Annotated in this window: 24 protein-coding genes; 12 read left to right on the top strand and 12 right to left on the bottom strand. The window is 63.5% G+C overall.

What is annotated here, in order from left to right; all coding sequences use genetic code 11:
* The first annotated feature begins 84 nt into the window (after nucleotides 1-84).
* From CNQ84_RS16385 to CNQ84_RS16360, 6 genes are read left to right on the top strand one after another with little or no spacing between them, the layout of a single operon-like run.
* Entirely contained in the window at nucleotides 85-411 is a 327-nt protein-coding gene (locus CNQ84_RS16385; protein WP_096005914.1) for an ArsR/SmtB family transcription factor, read from the top strand.
* The gene (locus CNQ84_RS16380; RefSeq protein WP_096005913.1) at nucleotides 401-832 is read left to right on the top strand and encodes a YeeE/YedE family protein; all 432 of its coding nucleotides are present in this window, start codon (nucleotides 401-403) and stop codon (nucleotides 830-832) included. The genes CNQ84_RS16385 and CNQ84_RS16380 overlap by 11 nt, the downstream gene beginning before the upstream one ends.
* 3 nt (nucleotides 833-835) lie before the next feature.
* On the top strand, nucleotides 836-1255 hold the full coding sequence (locus tag CNQ84_RS16375) for a DUF6691 family protein (protein WP_096005912.1): 420 nt from the start codon (nucleotides 836-838) through the stop codon (nucleotides 1253-1255).
* A complete protein-coding gene (locus CNQ84_RS16370) occupies nucleotides 1252-2997 on the top strand; it encodes a SulP family inorganic anion transporter (protein WP_202974647.1) in 1746 nt (581 codons plus the stop codon). The genes CNQ84_RS16375 and CNQ84_RS16370 overlap by 4 nt, the downstream gene beginning before the upstream one ends.
* 2 nt (nucleotides 2998-2999) lie before the next feature.
* Entirely contained in the window at nucleotides 3000-3185 is a 186-nt protein-coding gene (locus CNQ84_RS16365; RefSeq protein WP_096005911.1) for a YgaP family membrane protein, read from the top strand.
* A 32-nt stretch (nucleotides 3186-3217) separates the two neighbouring features.
* Nucleotides 3218-3682, top strand: a complete 465-nt coding sequence (locus tag CNQ84_RS16360; protein ID WP_174704269.1) for a c-type cytochrome — start codon at nucleotides 3218-3220, stop codon at nucleotides 3680-3682.
* 111 nt (nucleotides 3683-3793) lie between these two features.
* Here CNQ84_RS16360 and CNQ84_RS16355 read toward each other — a convergent pair whose 3' ends face one another.
* From CNQ84_RS16355 to CNQ84_RS16340, 4 genes are all read right to left on the bottom strand, one after another.
* The gene (locus tag CNQ84_RS16355) at nucleotides 3794-4471 is read right to left on the bottom strand and encodes a cytochrome b/b6 domain-containing protein (protein WP_174704268.1); all 678 of its coding nucleotides are present in this window, start codon (nucleotides 4469-4471) and stop codon (nucleotides 3794-3796) included.
* 99 nt (nucleotides 4472-4570) lie between these two features.
* Nucleotides 4571-5353: an SDR family oxidoreductase gene (locus CNQ84_RS16350; RefSeq protein ID WP_096005909.1), complete on the bottom strand. Its 783-nt coding sequence runs from the start codon at nucleotides 5351-5353 to the stop codon at nucleotides 4571-4573.
* A gap of 149 nt (nucleotides 5354-5502) precedes the next feature.
* Nucleotides 5503-6303, bottom strand: coding sequence for a type I methionyl aminopeptidase (gene map / locus CNQ84_RS16345; protein WP_096005908.1), 801 nt, complete (start codon nucleotides 6301-6303; stop codon nucleotides 5503-5505).
* On the bottom strand, nucleotides 6296-6502 hold the full coding sequence (locus CNQ84_RS16340) for a ParD-like family protein (protein WP_096005907.1): 207 nt from the start codon (nucleotides 6500-6502) through the stop codon (nucleotides 6296-6298). The genes map and CNQ84_RS16340 overlap by 8 nt, the downstream gene beginning before the upstream one ends.
* A 203-nt stretch (nucleotides 6503-6705) precedes the next feature.
* On the opposite strand from CNQ84_RS16340, the gene CNQ84_RS16335 reads away from it, so the two are divergent.
* The 3 genes from CNQ84_RS16335 (at nucleotide 6706) to CNQ84_RS16325 (ending at nucleotide 8855) form a co-directional block, all read left to right on the top strand.
* Entirely contained in the window at nucleotides 6706-7254 is a 549-nt protein-coding gene (locus tag CNQ84_RS16335) for a sigma-70 family RNA polymerase sigma factor (protein ID WP_096005906.1), read from the top strand.
* Nucleotides 7251-7967: an anti-sigma factor gene (locus tag CNQ84_RS16330; RefSeq protein ID WP_096005905.1), complete on the top strand. Its 717-nt coding sequence runs from the start codon at nucleotides 7251-7253 to the stop codon at nucleotides 7965-7967. The genes CNQ84_RS16335 and CNQ84_RS16330 overlap by 4 nt, the downstream gene beginning before the upstream one ends.
* 108 nt (nucleotides 7968-8075) lie before the next feature.
* Entirely contained in the window at nucleotides 8076-8855 is a 780-nt protein-coding gene (locus tag CNQ84_RS16325; protein WP_096005904.1) for a DUF4394 domain-containing protein, read from the top strand.
* 66 nt (nucleotides 8856-8921) lie between these two features.
* Here CNQ84_RS16325 and fos read toward each other — a convergent pair whose 3' ends face one another.
* Both fos and CNQ84_RS20535 read right to left on the bottom strand, forming a co-directional pair.
* Complete coding sequence (fos, locus tag CNQ84_RS16320; RefSeq protein ID WP_096005903.1) at nucleotides 8922-9338, bottom strand: fosfomycin resistance glutathione transferase; 417 nt, start codon at nucleotides 9336-9338, stop codon at nucleotides 8922-8924.
* A gap of 74 nt (nucleotides 9339-9412) precedes the next feature.
* Nucleotides 9413-9562, bottom strand: a complete 150-nt coding sequence (locus CNQ84_RS20535; RefSeq protein ID WP_096005902.1) for a hypothetical protein — start codon at nucleotides 9560-9562, stop codon at nucleotides 9413-9415.
* Nucleotides 9563-9777: 215 nt separating this feature from the next.
* On the opposite strand from CNQ84_RS20535, the gene CNQ84_RS16310 reads away from it, so the two are divergent.
* Complete coding sequence (locus CNQ84_RS16310) at nucleotides 9778-10905, top strand: Fic family protein (RefSeq protein WP_096005901.1); 1128 nt, start codon at nucleotides 9778-9780, stop codon at nucleotides 10903-10905.
* A gap of 132 nt (nucleotides 10906-11037) precedes the next feature.
* On the opposite strand, the gene CNQ84_RS16305 is transcribed toward CNQ84_RS16310, so the two are convergent.
* The 5 genes from CNQ84_RS16305 to CNQ84_RS16285 all read right to left on the bottom strand — a co-directional run bounded on the left by CNQ84_RS16305 (nucleotide 11038) and on the right by CNQ84_RS16285 (nucleotide 16037).
* The gene (locus CNQ84_RS16305) at nucleotides 11038-11793 is read right to left on the bottom strand and encodes a sulfite exporter TauE/SafE family protein (protein ID WP_096005900.1); all 756 of its coding nucleotides are present in this window, start codon (nucleotides 11791-11793) and stop codon (nucleotides 11038-11040) included.
* 99 nt (nucleotides 11794-11892) lie between these two features.
* A complete protein-coding gene (locus tag CNQ84_RS16300; protein ID WP_096005899.1) occupies nucleotides 11893-12678 on the bottom strand; it encodes an SDR family oxidoreductase in 786 nt (261 codons plus the stop codon).
* A gap of 146 nt (nucleotides 12679-12824) precedes the next feature.
* On the bottom strand, nucleotides 12825-13754 hold the full coding sequence (locus CNQ84_RS16295) for an SDR family oxidoreductase (protein ID WP_096005898.1): 930 nt from the start codon (nucleotides 13752-13754) through the stop codon (nucleotides 12825-12827).
* Between the two features lie 4 nt (nucleotides 13755-13758).
* A complete protein-coding gene (locus CNQ84_RS16290; protein WP_096005897.1) occupies nucleotides 13759-14706 on the bottom strand; it encodes a bile acid:sodium symporter family protein in 948 nt (315 codons plus the stop codon).
* Nucleotides 14703-16037, bottom strand: coding sequence for a flavin-containing monooxygenase (locus tag CNQ84_RS16285; RefSeq protein WP_096005896.1), 1335 nt, complete (start codon nucleotides 16035-16037; stop codon nucleotides 14703-14705). The genes CNQ84_RS16290 and CNQ84_RS16285 overlap by 4 nt, the downstream gene beginning before the upstream one ends.
* Nucleotides 16038-16185: 148 nt before the next feature.
* Here CNQ84_RS16285 and CNQ84_RS16280 point away from each other — a divergent pair, with 148 nt between their 5' ends.
* Both CNQ84_RS16280 and CNQ84_RS16275 read left to right on the top strand, forming a co-directional pair.
* Nucleotides 16186-17157: an AraC family transcriptional regulator gene (locus CNQ84_RS16280; RefSeq protein ID WP_096005895.1), complete on the top strand. Its 972-nt coding sequence runs from the start codon at nucleotides 16186-16188 to the stop codon at nucleotides 17155-17157.
* Between the two features lie 251 nt (nucleotides 17158-17408).
* Nucleotides 17409-17699, top strand: coding sequence for a hypothetical protein (locus CNQ84_RS16275; protein WP_165771313.1), 291 nt, complete (start codon nucleotides 17409-17411; stop codon nucleotides 17697-17699).
* Here CNQ84_RS16275 and CNQ84_RS16270 read toward each other — a convergent pair.
* Nucleotides 17693-18085, bottom strand: coding sequence for a globin (locus CNQ84_RS16270; RefSeq protein ID WP_096005893.1), 393 nt, complete (start codon nucleotides 18083-18085; stop codon nucleotides 17693-17695). The two genes, CNQ84_RS16275 and CNQ84_RS16270, sit on opposite strands and share 7 nt — an antisense overlap.
* Between the last annotated feature and the right edge of the window lie 10 nt (nucleotides 18086-18095).

The raw sequence follows: 18095 nt of genomic DNA, 5'->3' as shown, positions 1-18095 counted from the left end.
CCATTTCCGTGGGCTTGCTTGCAAACAATCTATTTTTTTATATATTGTTAGTCAATAGAGTGTTGCAAGAGATCGTACAGCTGTATGAACAATCAAAGTGATATCCAGCGCCTGCGCAGCTCCGCCGATCAGGCCCATCAACTGCTCAAGGCGCTGGCCAATCGTGACCGTCTGCTGCTGCTCTGCCAACTGGTGGACGGAGAGCGCAATGTCGGTGAGCTGGAGGAGCTGCTGGGTATCGTTCAGCCGACCCTGTCGCAGCAACTGGCGGTATTGCGCCGTGAGGGGCTGGTCGATACCCGCCGGGAGGGCAAGCAGGTGTATTACCGCGTCGCCAGCCAGGAAGCGCTGGCTATTCTGCATACCCTGTATGGCCTTTATTGCGCCGAGGAGTCTGCTGATGAGCATTGATTGGATGGCCTTTACCCCGTGGTCGGCGTTGCTGGGCGGCGCCCTGATTGGCGCGGCGGCGGCATTGCTGATGCTGTTCAATGGCCGCATTGCCGGCATCAGCGGGCTGGTCGGGCGGCTGCTGACACCGCAGGCGGGTAACGGCGAAGCACTGCTGTTTGTACTCGGATTATTGCTGGCACCCTGGATCTATCTGGCCGTGGCAGGCGAGATCCGCGTGCAGGTGGAGGCCGGCCCGCTCGCGCTGATCGTCGGCGGCCTGCTGGTGGGCTTTGGTTCGCGGCTGGGCTCGGGGTGTACCAGCGGTCACGGCGTCTGCGGGCTGTCACGGCTGTCGCCGCGCTCGCTGGTGGCCACGCTGAGTTTCATGGGCGCGGGCTTTGTCACCGTGTTCGTGCTGCGTCATCTGTTGGGAGGCTGAATCATGCGTGGACTAATTGCGTTGGCCAGCGGCCTGCTGTTCGGTTTCGGCCTGCTGATCTCGGGCATGGCCAACCCGGCCAAGGTGCTGGGCTTTCTGGATCTGGCGGGCGCCTGGGACCCGTCGCTGGCGCTGGTCATGGCGGGCGCGGTGGCCGTTGCCTTCGTGCCGATGCAGTGGATACAACGCCGCGGCATTACCCTGCGGGGTGAGCAGGCGCAATTGCCGACCAGCCGCATCATCGACCGTCGGCTGGTGCTCGGCAGCCTGCTGTTTGGCGCGGGCTGGGGCGTGGCGGGATTCTGCCCCGGCCCGGCGCTGGTCGCCGCCTCCGCACTCATGCCACAGGCGCTGCTATTGGTTGCCGCCATGCTGCTCGGCATGTGGCTGTTCGCCCAATACGACCGCAGGGTGACAGCGTGAGTGAATCACCGCGTCTGCAGCCGCCGGGCAGCAATGCGCTGTTCGGCTGGATGCGCCAGTATCGTCGCGCCTGGCTGGGAGGTGATCTGACCGCTGGCCTGGTGGTCGGCATCATGATCATTCCGCAGAGCATGGCTTATGCCATGCTGGCCGGTCTGCCGGTGCAGATTGGTCTGTACGCCAGCCTGCTGCCGCTGCTGGGGTACGCATTGTTTGGCAGCAGCATGACCATGTCGGTGGGGCCGGTAGCGGTGACGGGATTGATGACGGCCACGCTGCTCTCGCCGCTAGCCGTAGCGGGCTCTGCCGATTATCTGCAGCTGGCGATCTGGCTGGCGCTGTTGTCGGGCGTCATGCTGTTTGCCTTTGGTCTGCTGCGTCTGGGCTTTCTGGCCAACTTTCTCAGTCACCCGGTGATCAACGGCTTTATCAGCGGCGCGGCGATTCTGATTGTGCTCAGCCAACTGCCGAAGCTGTTTGGTCTGCCCGGCTGGCCGGACAGCCCCGCCGCGCTGCTGGCCGGCTGGCAGCGCAGCAATACGGTGGTGCTGGGCATGGGGCTGTTGGCGCTGGGCTGGCTGTTGTATGCGCGTCACGGTCTGGCTGCTCAGCTGCAGCGTATCGGGCTGAGCGCGGCATTGGCCGGGCTGTTGGCCAAGCTGGCGCCGCTGGTGGTGGTGGTCCTGGGTGTGCTGGTCACCTGGCGTGCTGACCTGGCGGCGCAGGGAGTGCCGGTGGTGGGCAGTATCCCGGCGGGGTTGCCGGCACTGGTCTGGCAGACGCCGGATATGGCCAGCCTGCGGTCATTGTTGCTGCCGGCGGTGTTGATCAGCCTGGTCAGCTTTGTCGAAAGTGTGTCCATCGCCCAGTCGCTGGCCCGGCGCAAGCGCCAAAGCATCGACCCGGACCGCGAGCTGCTGGGCCTTGGCGCGGCCAACCTGGGGGCGGCGTTGAGCGGTGGCTTTGCCGTGTGTGGCGGCTTTTCGCGCTCCAGTGTGAATATCGAGGCAGGCGCCAATACTCCGCTGGCCGGTGTGATCTCGGCGGCGGTAATCGGTCTGATTCTGATCAGCCTGGCACCCATGCTTGCCTGGTTGCCCCAGGTGGTGCTGGCCGCCGTGATTCTGGTCGCGGTCGTGCCACTGATTGACCTGGCCAGCCTGCGTCGGGCCTGGCGCTATGACCGTGCCGAGGGGCTAACTCTGCTGGGCACAGCATTGGGAGTACTGTTGTTGGGCATTGAGGCGGGCATCGTACTGGGTATCTGCTGCTCGATCATTGCCCAGCTCTGGCGCGGCAGCCGCCCGCATGTGGCGGTGGTCGGCCGGGTGCCGGACACGCACTATTTCCGTAATACCAAGCGCCATCTGGTCGAAACCGAGCCGCACCTGCTGGCACTGCGCATCGACGAGAACATCTTCTTTGCCAATACCAAGGCGGTCGAGCAGGCCATTTATCAGGCGCTGGGTGACTACCCGGACACCAGAGAAGTGTTACTGATTCTGTCGGCCGTCAATCACATCGACAGCACCGGACTGGACATGCTCAGCGAGCTGACCGAGGGCCTGAAGGAGCGGGATATTGGCCTGCATCTCGCGGAGGTCAAGGGCCCGGTGATGGATCAGCTGCAGCACACCGACTGGATTGGTCGACAGATTGGCCAGGTTTTCCCCAGCACCGATATCGCATTCAACACCCTGGGCAAGGTGGCAAACCGCGCCCCAGAGCACTCTGGAGAGTAACCATGAAAGCAAATGTAGGTACCATTGATCGGGTTCTTCGCATTCTTGTGGGCGTATTGCTGATTGCCCTGACGCTGACCGGCACCATCGGTCTGTGGGGCTGGATAGGCTTGGTGCCGCTGGCAACGGGCGTGCTGCGCTTCTGTCCGTTGTACCCCTTGTTGGGGATCAGTACCTGCAAGCAGTGAAGTGCCTAGAAAAAAGCCGATAAGGAGATTATATGAAATCCGTGATTGCTACCCTGGTTGGCGGCGCTCTGCTCGCCGGCAGCCTGTCCGCCGCCGCCGTGGAGCCTGCAAAGCAGATCGAACTGCGTCAGGCCGGTTTCAGCTACATGGCCTGGAACATGGGCAAGATCAAGGCGCAGGTCATTGATGGCAGCGTCGAATACAACCAGCAGCAGGTAGAGGCCGCAGCCAACACCATCGCCGCCATCGCCAACTCGGGTATCGGTGCGCTGTTTGGCCCAGGTACTGAGCAGGACATTGGTGATGTGCATACCAAGGTCGACCCTGCGTTGTTCGAGAGCATGCAGGACGTCGCGCAACTGGCCGGTAATATGGGCACCGCCGCCAACACCCTGGCGGAAAAGGCTGCAAGCGGCGATCAGTCGGAAATCCGCGTGGCCTTTGGCGAGGTCGGCAAGACCTGCAAGGCCTGCCACGACAAGTATCGGCTCGACTGATACCTCACGCGAGATGAACGTGACCCCGCCGCTGGCGGGGTTTTGTTTTCTGGGGTGCCGCACGGCAATCCGCGGCACCGCTGTGGCCGGGCAGGCCCGCGGCTGTACCGATTACCAGGCCGGCACGGCCGGCGCCGGTGGCGGCGCGGGAATCCAGCTGCCGGTAGCAAACCAGATGGCCGCAGCAGCGATGACCAGAGCAATGACCAGTGCCAGCCAGCCGCCGCCCTTCACCGGGTCGGCCTGATTGGCCGGCACCTCTGCCTTGCCGTGCAGCATGGGCCCGAGCAGGTTCTTGCCGCGCAGGCGGTACAGCACGATGGCGAGGATATGCAGTGCCAGCAGCGCGTAGATCAGCTCCTCGGTGGAGCGGTGCCAGCCGCTCAGCAGGCTGCCGGTATCGCTGGAAACCAGCCGGCTGAGCGGGCCGTAAAAGGCGACGTCGTCGTTGCTGAACAGCCCGGTCACTGCCTGAAAGGCCATCAGCCCGAGCAGGGCAAACACCGACAAGGCACCCACCGGGTTGTGGCCCTGGTGCCGCCACTGACCGGTGACATAGGCCTTGAGGCGCGCAGGGGTAGGAAAGAAACTGGCAAAGCGTGAGTGGGTAGAGCCGCACAGGCCCCACACCAGGCGGAAGGCCAGCAGGCCGATCACGGCGATACCAAAGCGTTCATGCCAGAGCATCCAGTTGCCACCCAGACTGATGGTCACCAGGGCGCCGGTGACGCTCAGTGCCAATAGCCAGTGGAACAGTCGCAGGGGCAGGTCCCAGACCAGGGTTTTCATCAGACAGGTACTCGATCAGACAACGGAGGCCTGCAAGGCTAACCCCGCGCCGGCAAAGCCCGCAAGCGTCTGGGCCGCGGGCTTGTGAGCTGATGTTGCTCAGGGCTGCATGTTGCGGCCGAGTTTGTCGCGCAGCAGCTCCGGGTTGTTGCCGGCGGCCTTGTCCAGCTCGGCCAGGTCCTCGGGGATGTACCAGTGCAACTGGTCGGAGTGATAGCTGTTCCATACCGCCTTGGCCACTTCGATGGCCTCGATCAGGCGGAACGGGCCTTTTTCCGGTGCTGCCGCCATCAGCTCTTCGCTCGGCATGCCGGTCTTGATCAGTCCGGGCAGGGCGTCGGCGCAGCGGATGTCGTAGCGGCGAAACTCGTTGGACAGCGCCTCGGTGAGGCCTTTGACCGCGTGCTTGCTGGCCGAGTACACGGCGATCAGCGGCATGCCCATGGTGGCCGAGGACGACGAGGTATTGAAGCACAGCGCGTTGGGCGTCGCCTTGAGCAGCGGCAGCGCGCTGTGGGTGCCGTTCAGTACGCCGATCACATTGACGTTGATAATTTTCAGCTGGTCTTCGAAGGACATTTCGTCAAAGAAGCCGCGCATGATGATGCCGGCGTTGTTGAACAGAATGTCCATGCGCCCGTCCGTGGCCTGGCCGAACGTCGCTACCGCCGCGTCAAACTGCGCCTTGTCGCTGACATCCAGGGTCTGGATGACGCAGTTGTCTGCTCCCAGCTCGGCCTGCAGTGCTTCCAAACCTGCCAGATTCAGATCGAAGGCGCCGACAAACCAGCCCTTCTGATGAAACAGCCGCGCCGTCTCCCGTCCCATGCCGGATGCTGCGCCAGTAATAAAAATCGACTGCCGTCCTGCTGCCTGTGCCATGTCCCGTCCTCTTGTTGGTTTTCTGAGTTTGCTTGACGGTAGCACCACCGCCCGGGCTTGGGAGCCAAGCGGCAGCAGCATTGATTGAGGGGCAATCAGTCGGGTGATGGGGATGGCGACCGGCCGCAGCAGTGGGCCCGGATCGGGCCTCAAGGCAGTCGTTGGATGGCGCCCTGTCCCGTACCCTCTTCTGCCCGCAGGGTCAGCACTTCATAGCCATCGGCGGTGACGGCGATGGTGTGCTCCCACTGGGCGGACAGCTGCTTGTCGCGGGTGACCACCGTCCAGCCGTCCTTCTGCGTGCTGGTGCGGGCGGTGCCCTGGTTGATCATCGGCTCGATGGTAAAGGTCATGCCTTCGCGCAGGATCAGCCCTTGCCCTGGCCTGCCGATGTGCATGACCTCCGGTGCTTCGTGCATCTCGCGGCCGATGCCGTGGCCGCAGTAGTCGCGCACCACGCTATAGCCGTGGCGCTGGGCGTGCCGCTGGATGGCGTAACCGACATCACCCAGCGTGGCGCCCGGCTTGACCACCCTGATGCCTGCCCACATGGCCTCGTAGGTCTTGTCCACCAGTTGGCGGGCGGCGGGTGTGACCTCGCCAATCAGATACATCTTGCTGGAGTCGGCGATAAAACCGTTCTTCTCCAGCGTGATATCGATGTTGACGATATCGCCCGCCTTGAGCACCTGCGTCTCGGACGGCACGCCATGACAGACCACATGGTTGACCGAGCTGTTGAGCACATACTGGAAGCCGTATTGCCCTTTGCTGGCCGGGCGGGCCGCCAGCTGGTCGACAATGTAGCGCTCGGTCAGGTCGTTGATCTGCATGGTCGAGAGCCCGGCCCTGATGTGCTGGTCAAGGTAGGCAAAGACCTGGGCCAGCAGCTTGCCGGACTGCCGCATCAGCGCCAGCTCCTGCGGCTTCTTCAGCTTGACCTCAGACATGGGCAAGCTGCCCGGTGTCCACGTCCGCTTGCCTGAGCTGCTCGCGCATGATGTCGGTGAACGACAGGTGTGGATTGGCCTCGGCCAGCATGCCGACCTTCATCCAGTATTCAGCCTGTGCATTGATGGAGCGAACCATCACGGTGCTGGCCTTGCGCACCTCTTCGTGCAATTCGTCGTTGATCTTGACGATGCCCATAATCCGAACCTTGATATGAAATATATATGAATCATATACATTGTGTATGTTCTGCGCAATGACCACTGGACGGCCCGGATCGCCCACGCAGTCGTAACAATTGCACACCAAAAAGCGGGTTTTTCTTTGCGTGGACATCTACAGGTTGCGATGGGGGGTATAGCCTGCAGGAACGCAACAAGCGATGGATACGGGAAGCGCGCATGGCAGGTAGCGAATTTGATTACGAAGGCACTCTGGAGGCCTGCGCCGCAGGGGACCGGGCGGCGTTCAAAAGGCTGTATCAGCAGGAGGCCGGACAACTGCTCGGCCTGGCCATCACCCTGCTGGGCCGGCGTGATCAGGCGGAAGACTGTCTGCACGATGCCCTGCTCAAGGTCTGGGTCAACGCCGAGCGTTTTGATCGCAGCCTGGGGTCGGGCCGCGCCTGGATCTACAGCATCCTGCGATACCGGGCGCTCAACCAGCTGCGCGGACGCAAACAGCTGGTCGCCACCGACGACGGTTTTATCAACGACATGGCTGATGAAGCCGCGCAGGCAGAAGAGCTGGCCGATGCGCGCTCCTCTGCCCGTCAGCTGCACGCCTGCCTGCGGCTGCTGGAACGACCGCGCCGCCATTCGATATTGCTCGCGTTCTACCGGGGCCTGACCCATGACCAGATTGCCGCACGTCTGAGCGCGCCGCTGGGCACCATCAAGGGCCGTATCCGCGCCGGATTGCGCGCACTACAGGAGTGTCTGCAGCCATGATTCCGCAAGCACCCGAGCAACGCCGGGCTCTGATCGGCGAATACGTGCTGGGTCTGCTCGATGAGCCAGAGGCCAGCGAAGTGCGTGAGCTGATCGAGCACGACCGCGCTGCAGCGCGCATGGCGCTGGAGTGGGAGTATCACCTGCTCGATCTGGCCGACGCCCTGCCCGCCCAGCAGCCCTCCCCGGCGCTCTGGCAGCGCCTGCAGCAGAGCCTTGGCTGGTTGCCCGCTAGCGGCGCGACCGAGGGCGGCCTGAGTCGCTGGTGGAACAGCCTCGGCCTCTGGCGCCTGACCAGTGCCGGGTTGGCCCTGCTGGTGCTGCTAAGCTGGTTGCCGGGCGTACTGCGCGACGCCCCGACCGGCGCCAGTTATACCGCCGTGCTGCAGGTACCGGGTGAGAGCGCCAGACCGGGCTGGGTGATCACGGTAGATGGCGACGGCACCCTGACTCTCGACTCGCTCGTCGCGGACTCGATTCCGGCCGATCGTAGCGTACAGTTCTGGACGCTGGTCGATCCCAAGGATGGGCCGCGCTCACTGGGCCTGATCGAGCCGGGCAAGGCCGTAACGCTCAGCGCCGAGCAGATTGGCGCGGTGCAGGCTGGTCAGCTGTTTGAGCTGACGCTGGAGCCGAAGGGCGGCTCGCCGCTGGATCGGCCGACCGGTCCGGTGCTGTATATCGGGCGGGCGGTGTTGACGGCAAGCAACTAAAAAAATCTCAGCTGCTGACATCCAGGGTGCGTTGTGGCGGGTATTGCATCTAGAAAAGCACCACGTCAGACGGGCTTTCCGTCATCACCTGCAAGCGAGGATTCACCGATGAAAACAATCACTACTCTGATTCTTGGCAGCTCACTTGTACTGGCCGCCGGCACGGCCAGCGCAGCCCAACTGATCGCCCTCGGCCAGGACGGCATGCTGCACAAGGTCGACATCGACAGCCTGAGCGTGACCGGCAGCATGGCAGTGACCGGGGCCAGCGACCTGCGCGGTATCGACGTGCGCCCGGCCAACGGCATGCTTTACGCCCTCAGCGGCGGCGACGGGATCGTCACCATTGATACCGCCAGCGGCGCGGCCACGACCGCCACCACCCTCAAATCCGTACTGCCGGGCGACGGCCCCGCCGTAGTCGACTTCAACCCCAAGGCCGACCGGTTGCGCCTGCTCGCCGCCGACGGCACCAACTACCGGGTCAATGTGGATAACGGCGATGTCGCCGTCGATGGCAGCGTGGCCTATGTCGCTGACGGCGCCTACGCCGGGCAGACCGCGCAAATCGTCGCGGGTGCCTACACCCACTCCTTTGCTGGCGCGGACGTGACCGAGTTGTTCACCGTTGATCTGGCGACCGGCATGCTGATGTTCCAGAACCCGCCGAACGACGGCGTGCAGCAGGCTGTTGGTGAACTGGCCAAGGGCCTGGACGGCGCCGCCATGGACATTCTCAGCGACGGCAAGGGCGACAACACCACCTACGTGCTGACGGGCACGACGCTGCACACCGTCGACCTGACCACCGGCACACCCACAACCCTCGGCGATGTTTCCGGTTTGCCGAGCGACATCATTGATATCGCCGCTACCAACGGCATGTAAGGCCGGCTGGGAACATGAACCCCGCGCGTTGGCGCGGGGTTTTTGTTAAGCGCGCTGGTCGTCAGGTCACTCATGCGCCGGTTTTGAGTGCCAAATCAGGCCTGAATAGGGTGACTGCTCCAGTGCGCGCAGCCGTGTCTGCAGTGAGCCGCAGTGCAGCTCAAGCCGGTGTCCGTCTGGGTCCAGCAGATAGAGCGAGTCGCCCTCGCTGCTGTTCTGCTGCCATTGCTGTACAGCCAGATCCGGCAAGCGTGCGCGTAGCGCAGCCAGTGCCTCGGCCTGCACCGAGAAGGCGATATGGCTGTAGTCCGCAGCGGGTTTCGGCTGTCCAAGATTCAGGCAGAACCACAGCTCTCCGGCACTCAGGTAGGCGCCCTTGTCCCAACTGACATGCAACTGCATGCCCAGCACGTCGCGGTAGAAACTGATCGATGTGCCGAGGTCGCCGACAGTGATCGTGATGTGGTTTAGGGCTTGGATCATAGTGTCTGTCGAGAACCTAAGGTGCGAGCAGGGCGAAGGCACGAACTGCCCCGACAGCCTCGCAGGTGGCGACGTCAGTTCTTGCAGCCGTTCTTGTCGCAGGTAATACGCTCGGAGGACTGTACCCAGTGATGGGCGTTCTCCCGGGTGTTAAATCCACACCCGGTCTTACCGCCTTTGCTGCCTGAATGAACGATACCGGTCGGTGTGTGCTTCACGGCCATTTTCCATCTCCCTTGTGTTGTTGTCACATCCCTTATGGCGTTGCGCCTCTGCAGGTTCGCTGCAGAATATGCAGTGTAGTTGAAGGGTTTTGGCGGGAGGAAAGCCAGGGGACTCGGAGGCCAGGACTGCGATGAGCCGATTAGGCGTGCTATTCGGCTCATATGGTGAGCCGAATAACTGCTATATTTGGCTCATGACATCGTGAGGGCGGGTAATGAGTGGTGTGGAATGGATATGGCAGCGGCCAGAATGGCCGGCGTTTACCTGGCAGGCGGATGCCTTGGCCGCGCCGTTGCGGGCCTGCGTGCAGGCCCAGGGCACACTGCTGGGGATGGCCGGCGCGGTAGACCGGGCTGACGAGCTGCATGGTCAACTGGATACCCTGCTGCAGAACATCATCACCTCCTCGGCCATCGAGGGTGAAACGCTCAACGTGGCCTCGGTGCGCTCTTCGCTGGCGCGCCGCCTGGGCCTGGAGCCGGACAGCAAGCCCAGCCCACGCAGTGAGGGGGCTGCCGAGTTGCTGCTGGATGCTACCCGCAATATTGACCGGCCCTTGACCCTGGAACGCCTGCTCGGCTGGCACCAGCAGTTATTCCCGGATGATGCCTTGCCGCTGCACGGTGCCATGCACGTCGGCGGGTTGCGCGGCGACGAGCCGATGCAGGTGGTCTCCGGCCGGCTGGATCGGCCGAGAGTGCATTTTGAAGCGCCGCCCCGCGCAGGCCTGGAGGCGCAGCTGGAACGGTTTCTTCAGTGGTTTGCCGATAGCCGTGCAGACGCCGGGCTGGACCCGCTGCTGCGCGCCGGTATCGCGCATTTCTGGTTCGTTACCCTGCACCCCTTCGATGACGGCAATGGCCGGCTGACTCGTGCCATCACTGACCTGGCTTTGGCTCAGGCCGACGGTCAGGCCATCCGCCTGTATGCCATGTCGGCCAGTATTCTCGACGATCGTTCGGGGTATTACCGGGTGCTCGAAGCCAGCCAGAAAGGCGGTCTCGATATCACCGAATGGCTGCAGTGGTTTCTCGCTACCTTGCTGGACAGCCTGCGGCAAGCCATTGCGCGTATCGATCGATTGCTGACCAAGGCGCGTTTCTGGCAAAACCATCGCAATGATGGGTTGTCGGCTGAGCAGACCAAAGTGCTCAACCGATTGCTTGATGGAGGTGAGCGAGGTTTTGCTGACGGCATCAGTGCCAGCCAGTATCAGGCGGTTGCCAAGGTGTCCAAGGCCACCGCTACCCGCCATCTGGCTGATCTGCTGGAAAAGGGCTGCATTGAAAAGCTGCCGGGCGGTGGACGCAGCACCCGGTACCGGATTAGCGCTGGCCCGTAGGGCGGAGTAAGCGCAGCGTCTCCGCGGCTTTTTCGTGTGGGGTGTTGCGCACTTATGGTCGCCGGGTCGGTGCATGGATGGTGGAGACGCCGTTGGCTTTCTCCACCCTAACTTGCCGCGCCGACCTGTCCGTCAGAGCGCCGCCTTGGCCAGCAGCAACACGCCCGTGACCACCAGCAGGCTGTAGACCACTTGCCGAAAGTGCTGCTCGTTCAGGCGGTGATGGAGGATTTCGCCGAGCACCACGCCGATCACCAGCAGCGGCAGGTAGCTGGCGATGCGTGGCAGGTTGGGCAGCAGGCTGCCGTCGAGCAGAAACAGCACGGTCATGCTGCTGTTGAGGGTGAACCAGACGCTGATCAGGGTGGCGCGCAGTTGGCTCTTGTCCAGCCGGGTGCCGGCCAGTGCGTAGACCAGCAGCGGGCCGCCGGAGGCGAACAGGCCGTGGGTCAGGCCGGCGCCGAGGGTCAGGCTGCGGCTCAGCCAGCTTGGGTGCGGCGGGCTGATATGACCACGGAACATGCGTAGCAGCTCACGACCGGCAAACCACAGCACCAGCACACCGAACAGTGCCTTGAGCAGCTCACCGCTGAGCCAGGGTCGCAGGCCGTAGCCCAGCAGCATGCCGATCAGCATCAGCGGCAGGATCAGTTTCAGCAGCGTCGGCCAGTGGATGTGCTGGCGGTTGCGCCAGGCCAGATAGCCGCTCATGCAGATATTGAGCGGCACCAGTACCGGCAGCATGGCCGGAATCGGCAGCAGCAATGCGCCTAGCGACAGGGCAATGACGATACTGCCGAAGCCGGTGATGGCTTCGATGGTGTAGGCCAGCAGGATAAACAGCCCGAGCCATAGCCAGGGATTGAGCAGCAGGGTGTCGAGGGGCATGGTGTCTTCTTGTTGTCGCGGGTGTGTAAGGAATCCGGAGAGCGTGCGTGCCCTCACGCGTTGGCGCTGAGCCGGATTCTGCGTCCCGCCGGTGGGTGATCAGCCCAGCTCGCCGGCAAAGCGCTTGCGCACCTGACGCAGATACAGCGCCGGGGCAAATCGCCAGAGCAGGCTGCCAAAGCGGGACACCGGCTCGGGCAGTAGCCAACGTTGCCGCTTTGCCAGTGCCTGGTCAACCAGCCCGACCATCCACTCCGGGGTGCGCATGCCGCCGACCATGGAGCGTGCGTGGCTGGCGGGCTTGCCGTCCTTGCCCAACGCGTTGTGCTCGATCGGCGTGTCGAGGAAGCTCGGGTAGACCATCAGTACATGGATATTGTCGCGCTCCAGCTCCAGCCGCAGCACCTCGAAGAACTGGGTCAACGCGCCCTTGGCAGCGCAATAGGCGGCGCGGCCCGGCACCGGCATCCAGCCGGCCATCGAACCGATGCAGAGAATCTCGCCTTCACTGGCGCGCAGCAGTGGCAGCGCCGCCATGGTCAGCTCGACCGGGCCTTGCCAGTCCACCGCCATGACCCTGCGGAACACCGCCGGGTCGGTCTGATGGGCCGGTGAGCGGTGGGTGATGCCGGCGTTGTTGACCAGTCGATCAAGGCGACCGAAGCGCTGAGAGGTAGCCTGGATCAGTCGCTGGATGTCGTCGGCGCTGGTGATGTCGGCGGTGACGGTGAGCACCCGCGTGGGGGCGTTCAGTTCTTCTTCACGCTGCTTGAGCAGCGCCTCGTTGACGTCGGCCAGCACCAGACTGTGACCGGCGTCGAACCAGCGCTTGGCCATCGCCCAGCCGAGGCCGGAGGCGGCGCCGGTGATCAAAATAACCTTCATGGGGGGCTCCCTTTGGTCGCAGCTGCAAGCTTCAAGCTGTAAGCCTCAAGCGGGCCGCTGCATCTTTTGCATTTGGGGTTGGCGCCTCACTGCCGGGCGCGCCGAGTGGTTTTCGCTTGTCGCTTGAAGCTTATGGCTTGCAGCTATTACTGCCGCAGGCCGCGCTGTTCGATGAAGTATTCGAAGGTCTCCGCCGACGTCTTCTGCAACTGATACCCAAACTCCTCCTTCAGCCGCCGGTTGCTCAGCACCGGGCGGTAGCGCAGGAAGTTGATTTGCTCCGGGCCGGTGGGTTTGCCGAGCCATTTGGCGACCTGCAGTGCGCTTTTCAGCAGCCAGGGTGAGACGGTCATCAGCGGTTTGTTCAGGCGCTGGGCGATTTCGCGCATGGTCAGGGCGCCGTCGCCGGCCATGTTGAAGATGCCCTGCTTGTCTTCGCGGATGCCCATCTCCATCGCCGCCAGTACGTCCTGATCCCAGATGAAGACGAAGGGTGAGTCGCTGCCCTTGATCGCCAGCACGCGCTTGGACTCGAACAGGTTGGTGATCTGGTTGCGGGTCTCGGTGCCAAGTACCGTGCCCGGACGGAAGATCAGCTGGGCCAGCGCGGGGTGCTCGCGACGGTAGCGCGCCAGCAGTTCCTCGATCTGCCGCTTGTGATCGGAGTAGGCGAACTCGCGGTTGCCGCGGATGGCATCCTGCTCGTCGATCCAGGCCGGGTTATCAGGGTAGTAGCCGTAGGCGGCGCCGGAACTGGTCACGGTCAGCTGCTGTACGCCCGCTTCCACGCAGGCCTTGAGCACGTTGTGGGTGCCGTTGACGTCGATGTCGAAGTCGCGTTCGCGGTCCTTCGAGGCCTGCAGGATAGACGCCAGATGTACCACGTGGGTGATCTGCTCGCGCTTGAGCAGCTCGGTCAGCCCGGCGTCGCGGATGTCCATGACCTGCAGCGGGAAGTCGAGATCGTCGCGGCCGCGGATGTCGGTGCCGATGACGTAGAAGTCCCTGGCCAGGCGGTTGCCCAGCTGGTGACCGATATAGCCGGCAGCGCCGGTGATCAGAATGCGTTTGCTCATGGTGTCAGGCTCTTTGCGCGCCGCGGCGAGCGGCGTCTTGTTGTTGTTCTTGGCGTTCTGTGCGGCGGCTCTGACGTGCCCACAGCTGCGACAGGGTCAGCCCGGAGACCAGATGCCAGACGCCCCAGAAGGCGGTGATCAGCATCATGCCGCCGGCATCGGGGAAGAAGGTGAAGAGGATCACCAGCCCCAGGCCGGAGTTCTGGATGCCCACTTCCATGGTCACGGCGCGGCGGTCGGCCAGCGGCAGGCGCAGCAGCCGTGCCATGCCGTAGCCCAGGCTCAGCGCCAGCAGGTTGTGGGCGACCACCAGCCAGAAGAAGCTGTGGAAGCGTTCGATAAACAGATCGACGTTGTTGGTAAAGGCGATGGCGACAAAGCCGAGGAACACCAGTAGCGAGATCACCCGCAGCGGCTTTTCGCTGCGCGTCACCAGCGTCGGCCAGCGTTTGCCGCTGACCATGCCAAGCAGCAACGGCAGGGCCAGCACCAGCAGCACGATGACCAGAATACCGGTCGGGTCGAGGCTGATCTGGGTCAGATACTCGCGGGTGTGCGGGTTGAGCCAGCCATAGAAGGCAAAGTTGAGCGGCGTCAGCAGCGTCGCGGCCAGGCTGGAAACCGCCGTCATGCTGACGGAAACGGCGACGTTGCCGCGGCCCAGCCAGGTCATGACGTTGGAAAAACTGCCTCCCGGGCAGGAGGCGACCAGCATCATGCCCAGCGCCAGTTCCGGGTCGATGTTCAGCAGCCAGGTGAACAGGCAGGTGGCGGCCGGCAGCAGCAGAAACTGCGCAATCAGGCCGGCCACCGGTGCGACCGGCGCCTTGATGATGCGTTTGAAGTCATCCAGTGTCAGGCTCAGCGACACGCCGAACATCATGCAGGCCATGATCAGGTTGAGGGTGATCAGGCTGGCCGGGTCGAACTGGATCGGCAGCGCGCCGCTCATGTCGCCGGCACCGGCTGCGGTGCGGCCTGCTCAAGACCGGCCTCCAGCTCGGTGATGTGCTGGTGCAGGGCGTCCAGATAGGCATCCTTGTTGACGTAGTAGGCCATGCGCGCGAGCTTGATGTAGTCGTAGCCGCCGTCCAGATTGGTGCTGGCCTGCTGCCGTTTGGTGGCGGCAAAACTGGCGGCTTGCGCACTGCCCTGACGGTGCTGATGGATATACAGCGCGGTCAGCCGGGCCTGCAGGTTGCGGCCTTCCCAGCCGAGACCGGCGGCTTCGATCATGCCCATCATGAACAGGTTGTCGTACTCGGGGTGGAACACATTCAGGTACAGCTGCGGGGCATCCAGCGTGGCCGGCCAGTTCAGGTGCTCGCGCCCGATGAAGGGGTAGTCCAGCTGATACCCGGTGGCCAGCAGGATCAGGTCGTACTCGGCGCTTTGACCGTCGACAAAGTCGACCCGGTTGCCGTCCATGTCGCGAATGTCGCGGCGGGCGTGGATGTCGCCATGACCCAGGTGATGCAGGATCAGCGAGTTCACCACCGGGTGCGACTCGTACATGCGGTAGTCCGGATCGGGCAGGCCGTAGTCCGAGGGTTTGCCCATGATGAAGCGGATCAGGGCGGCGTCCATGCGTTGCTTCAGCGGGCGTGGCAGCTTGAACTTGCGGCCGGCGCTGAGGGTGTCGGTCGGCTTGCCCTTGATGAACTTGGGCAGGAAGTAATAGCCACGGCGCAGACTCATGTCGACCGACTTGGCGTGGTGCACCGCATCGACTGCGATGTCGGCACCGGAGTTGCCGCAGCCGACGATCAGCACGCGTTTGCCCTTGAACACCTCGGCGCTGCGGTATTCGGCCGAGTGCATGATCTGGCCGTCGAAGCGGCCCGGCAGGCTCGGCCGGTTCGGCGTATGCAGGGTGCCGTTGGCGATCAGCAGACCCTCGAAGCGGCGGCTCTGCTGCTGGCCGTCACGCTCGGTGATGAGGGTCCAATGGCTACCGTCGCGCTCCACACTCAGCACCTTGGTGTTGAATTCGTAGTGGCGGTACAGATCGAAATGCCTGGCGTAGTCCTGAAAGTAGCGACGCATTTCGCTGTGATGCGGGTACAGCGCCACGCTGTCTTGCATAGGGAATTCGGCGAACTCGGTCATCCGCTTCGAGGAGATCAGGTGGGCGCTGTCGTACATGGTGCTGTGCGGGTTGTCGATGTCCCACAGCCCGCCAACGTCGCTGTGCAGCTCAAGGCCGATGAAAGGAATGTCCAGCTTCTGCAGGTTGCGGGCAGTGGCCAGACCCATGGGGCCGGCGCCGATGACAGCGTACATGGGGATACCTCATTTGTTCTTGTCGTTGTTATGGGCCCTGCTCTGCGCGTGTTACATCCGGACGGTGGCAGGGTTATGATCACGAGTCTAGCCAAACGCCCTGCGGCGGTATCGGACAAAACGGGACAGGAATCCGGCAATTCAAGCCATGTCGAGTGTCGATCACAGCGTTACTCCCCTCTACGCCCAGGCCCTGCTGCAGTCCGCCCAGCGCCAGGGTATTACCCTGCCCGCCGACCTGATTGCGCGGCTGCAGGGTAACGAGCGTATCCCGCTGGCGGTGCAGGATGAGCTGTGGGAGTGCTACTGCGAGCTGGCTGCCGATCCACTGGCCGGTCTGCGGCTGGGGCTGGACATCCAGGTCGGCCATCTCGACAGCGCCGGCATGCTGCTGGTGACCTGCGAGACCCTTGGTGAAGCGCTCGCCGAGCAGGTTGAGTATGCGCCGCTGATCGGCGCCGGTGGCGAGTTTCAGCTGCTGCGTGACGGCGATGAGATGGCCATCGACTATCTGCCGCACCTGGCTGTGCGGCAGGCCGAACGGGTCGAGGCGGTGCTGGCCGGCCAGCTGAATCTCACGCGCTGGGCAACCGGCTGCCGATTCACCCCGAGCGGTATCTGGCTGGCCCACGCCCCGCTGGCGCCGCTGGACGACTACCGCGCGTTGATCGATTGCCCGCTGCACTTCGAGGCCGGCTTCAATCGCATCACGTTCTCTGCCGATCAGCTCGAGCTGCCGCAGATTCAGGCCAACAGTGCCCTGCGCGATCACCTGCGCCAGCTCGCCGACCAGACCCTCGCCAGCCTCGGCCAGCACAGTCTGGCCGCCGAGGTGCAGGCGCAGGTGCGCAGTCAGCCGCGCTGGGGCAAGGAGCGGATTGCCGAGCAGTTGGGGTTAAGCGGCCGCCACCTCAACCGCAAGCTGGCCGAGGAAGGGCTGTCGTTCAAGACCCTGCGCGAATCGGTGCTGCAGGAGATGGCCTGTCAGGCCTTGCAGCAGGGCCGCCTGAGCGTGGCGCAGATTGCCGAACAGTTGGGCTTCTCCGACGAGAACGCCTTTGTCCGTGCGTTCCGGCGCTGGCAGGGCGAGACGCCGGCGCGTTACAAGGCAGGTCTGTAACCACTGTTGTCGTCCGGCTTGCCTTTAATTTTTGCTGGCGTATGGTGGGACGATCTTTGTGATTCTGCCGGAGTCGTGCGCGTGCTCTTCGTTGTCAGCACCCCTGTTGTTGCCTTCCTGATCTAAGCCGGGGCGGTTCGTCCGTTCCCGGCCTGTCTGTCTATCCCCTTTTTCTGTTGTTGGAGACGTCGAGTATGGTGTTCGCCATGGTCGGGGCAGGACCGCGTCTGCGCGGTGCTGCGGACAGTTGGATGATTGGGCCGCACGAGCTGGCCAGTGTGATTGGCAAGCTGGAGCTGCTGGCGCGTGAGACGGGGTGCGAGCGCGCCGGTCTGGGCAGCGTGCTGGAGTTGCTGGATTTGCAGACGCAGGAGCTGGTGCGGTTGCGTCTGACAGAGCGACGGCTGCGACGCGACGAGGTGTCGATCTTCTCGCCGTTGGGTGCCCGGCTGCTGGCGGCGCGGGCGGGTGATGTGGTCAGCCCGCGCGGCGTGGGTCGGGGGTATCGGTTGTTGCTGGTGGCGGTCGCGCCGGCTCAGTAACCTGCCTGAATCACCTCGATACCCTTGCTCAGCACGTCACGCCAGGCGCGGCTGGTCTCGGCCGTGGCCTGCTTGTCGTGTCGCTCTACCGTGTGGATCAGCGCATCAACCCAGAAGGTGTAGAGGTGCGGCTGGATATCGAGGTTTTCCCGCGAGTGCGACTTGGCCAGCGCCTGCAGTTTGGTGGGTGGCAGCCCGCGCGAGAACAGCACCAGGTTGAGGATACCCTGACGCAGCAGCAGCTTCTGCGCGGGCATGTCGGTGTTGGTGAATTTGGCACGCACCTCGGGCGAACTTTGCAGGAAGTGCTGGTAAAAGTCGTCGAAAAACGTGGCAGAGGCGCAGCAGCGGCCGTAGCTCTGCATGACGATATCGGGGGCATTCATGGCGGAGGTC

This window comes from Pseudomonas abyssi, assembly GCF_002307495.1.
Classification (GTDB): domain Bacteria; phylum Pseudomonadota; class Gammaproteobacteria; order Pseudomonadales; family Pseudomonadaceae; genus Halopseudomonas; species Halopseudomonas abyssi.
The sequence above is the reverse complement of the archived record's forward strand: the minus strand, read 5'-3'. Positions and strand labels throughout refer to the sequence as shown.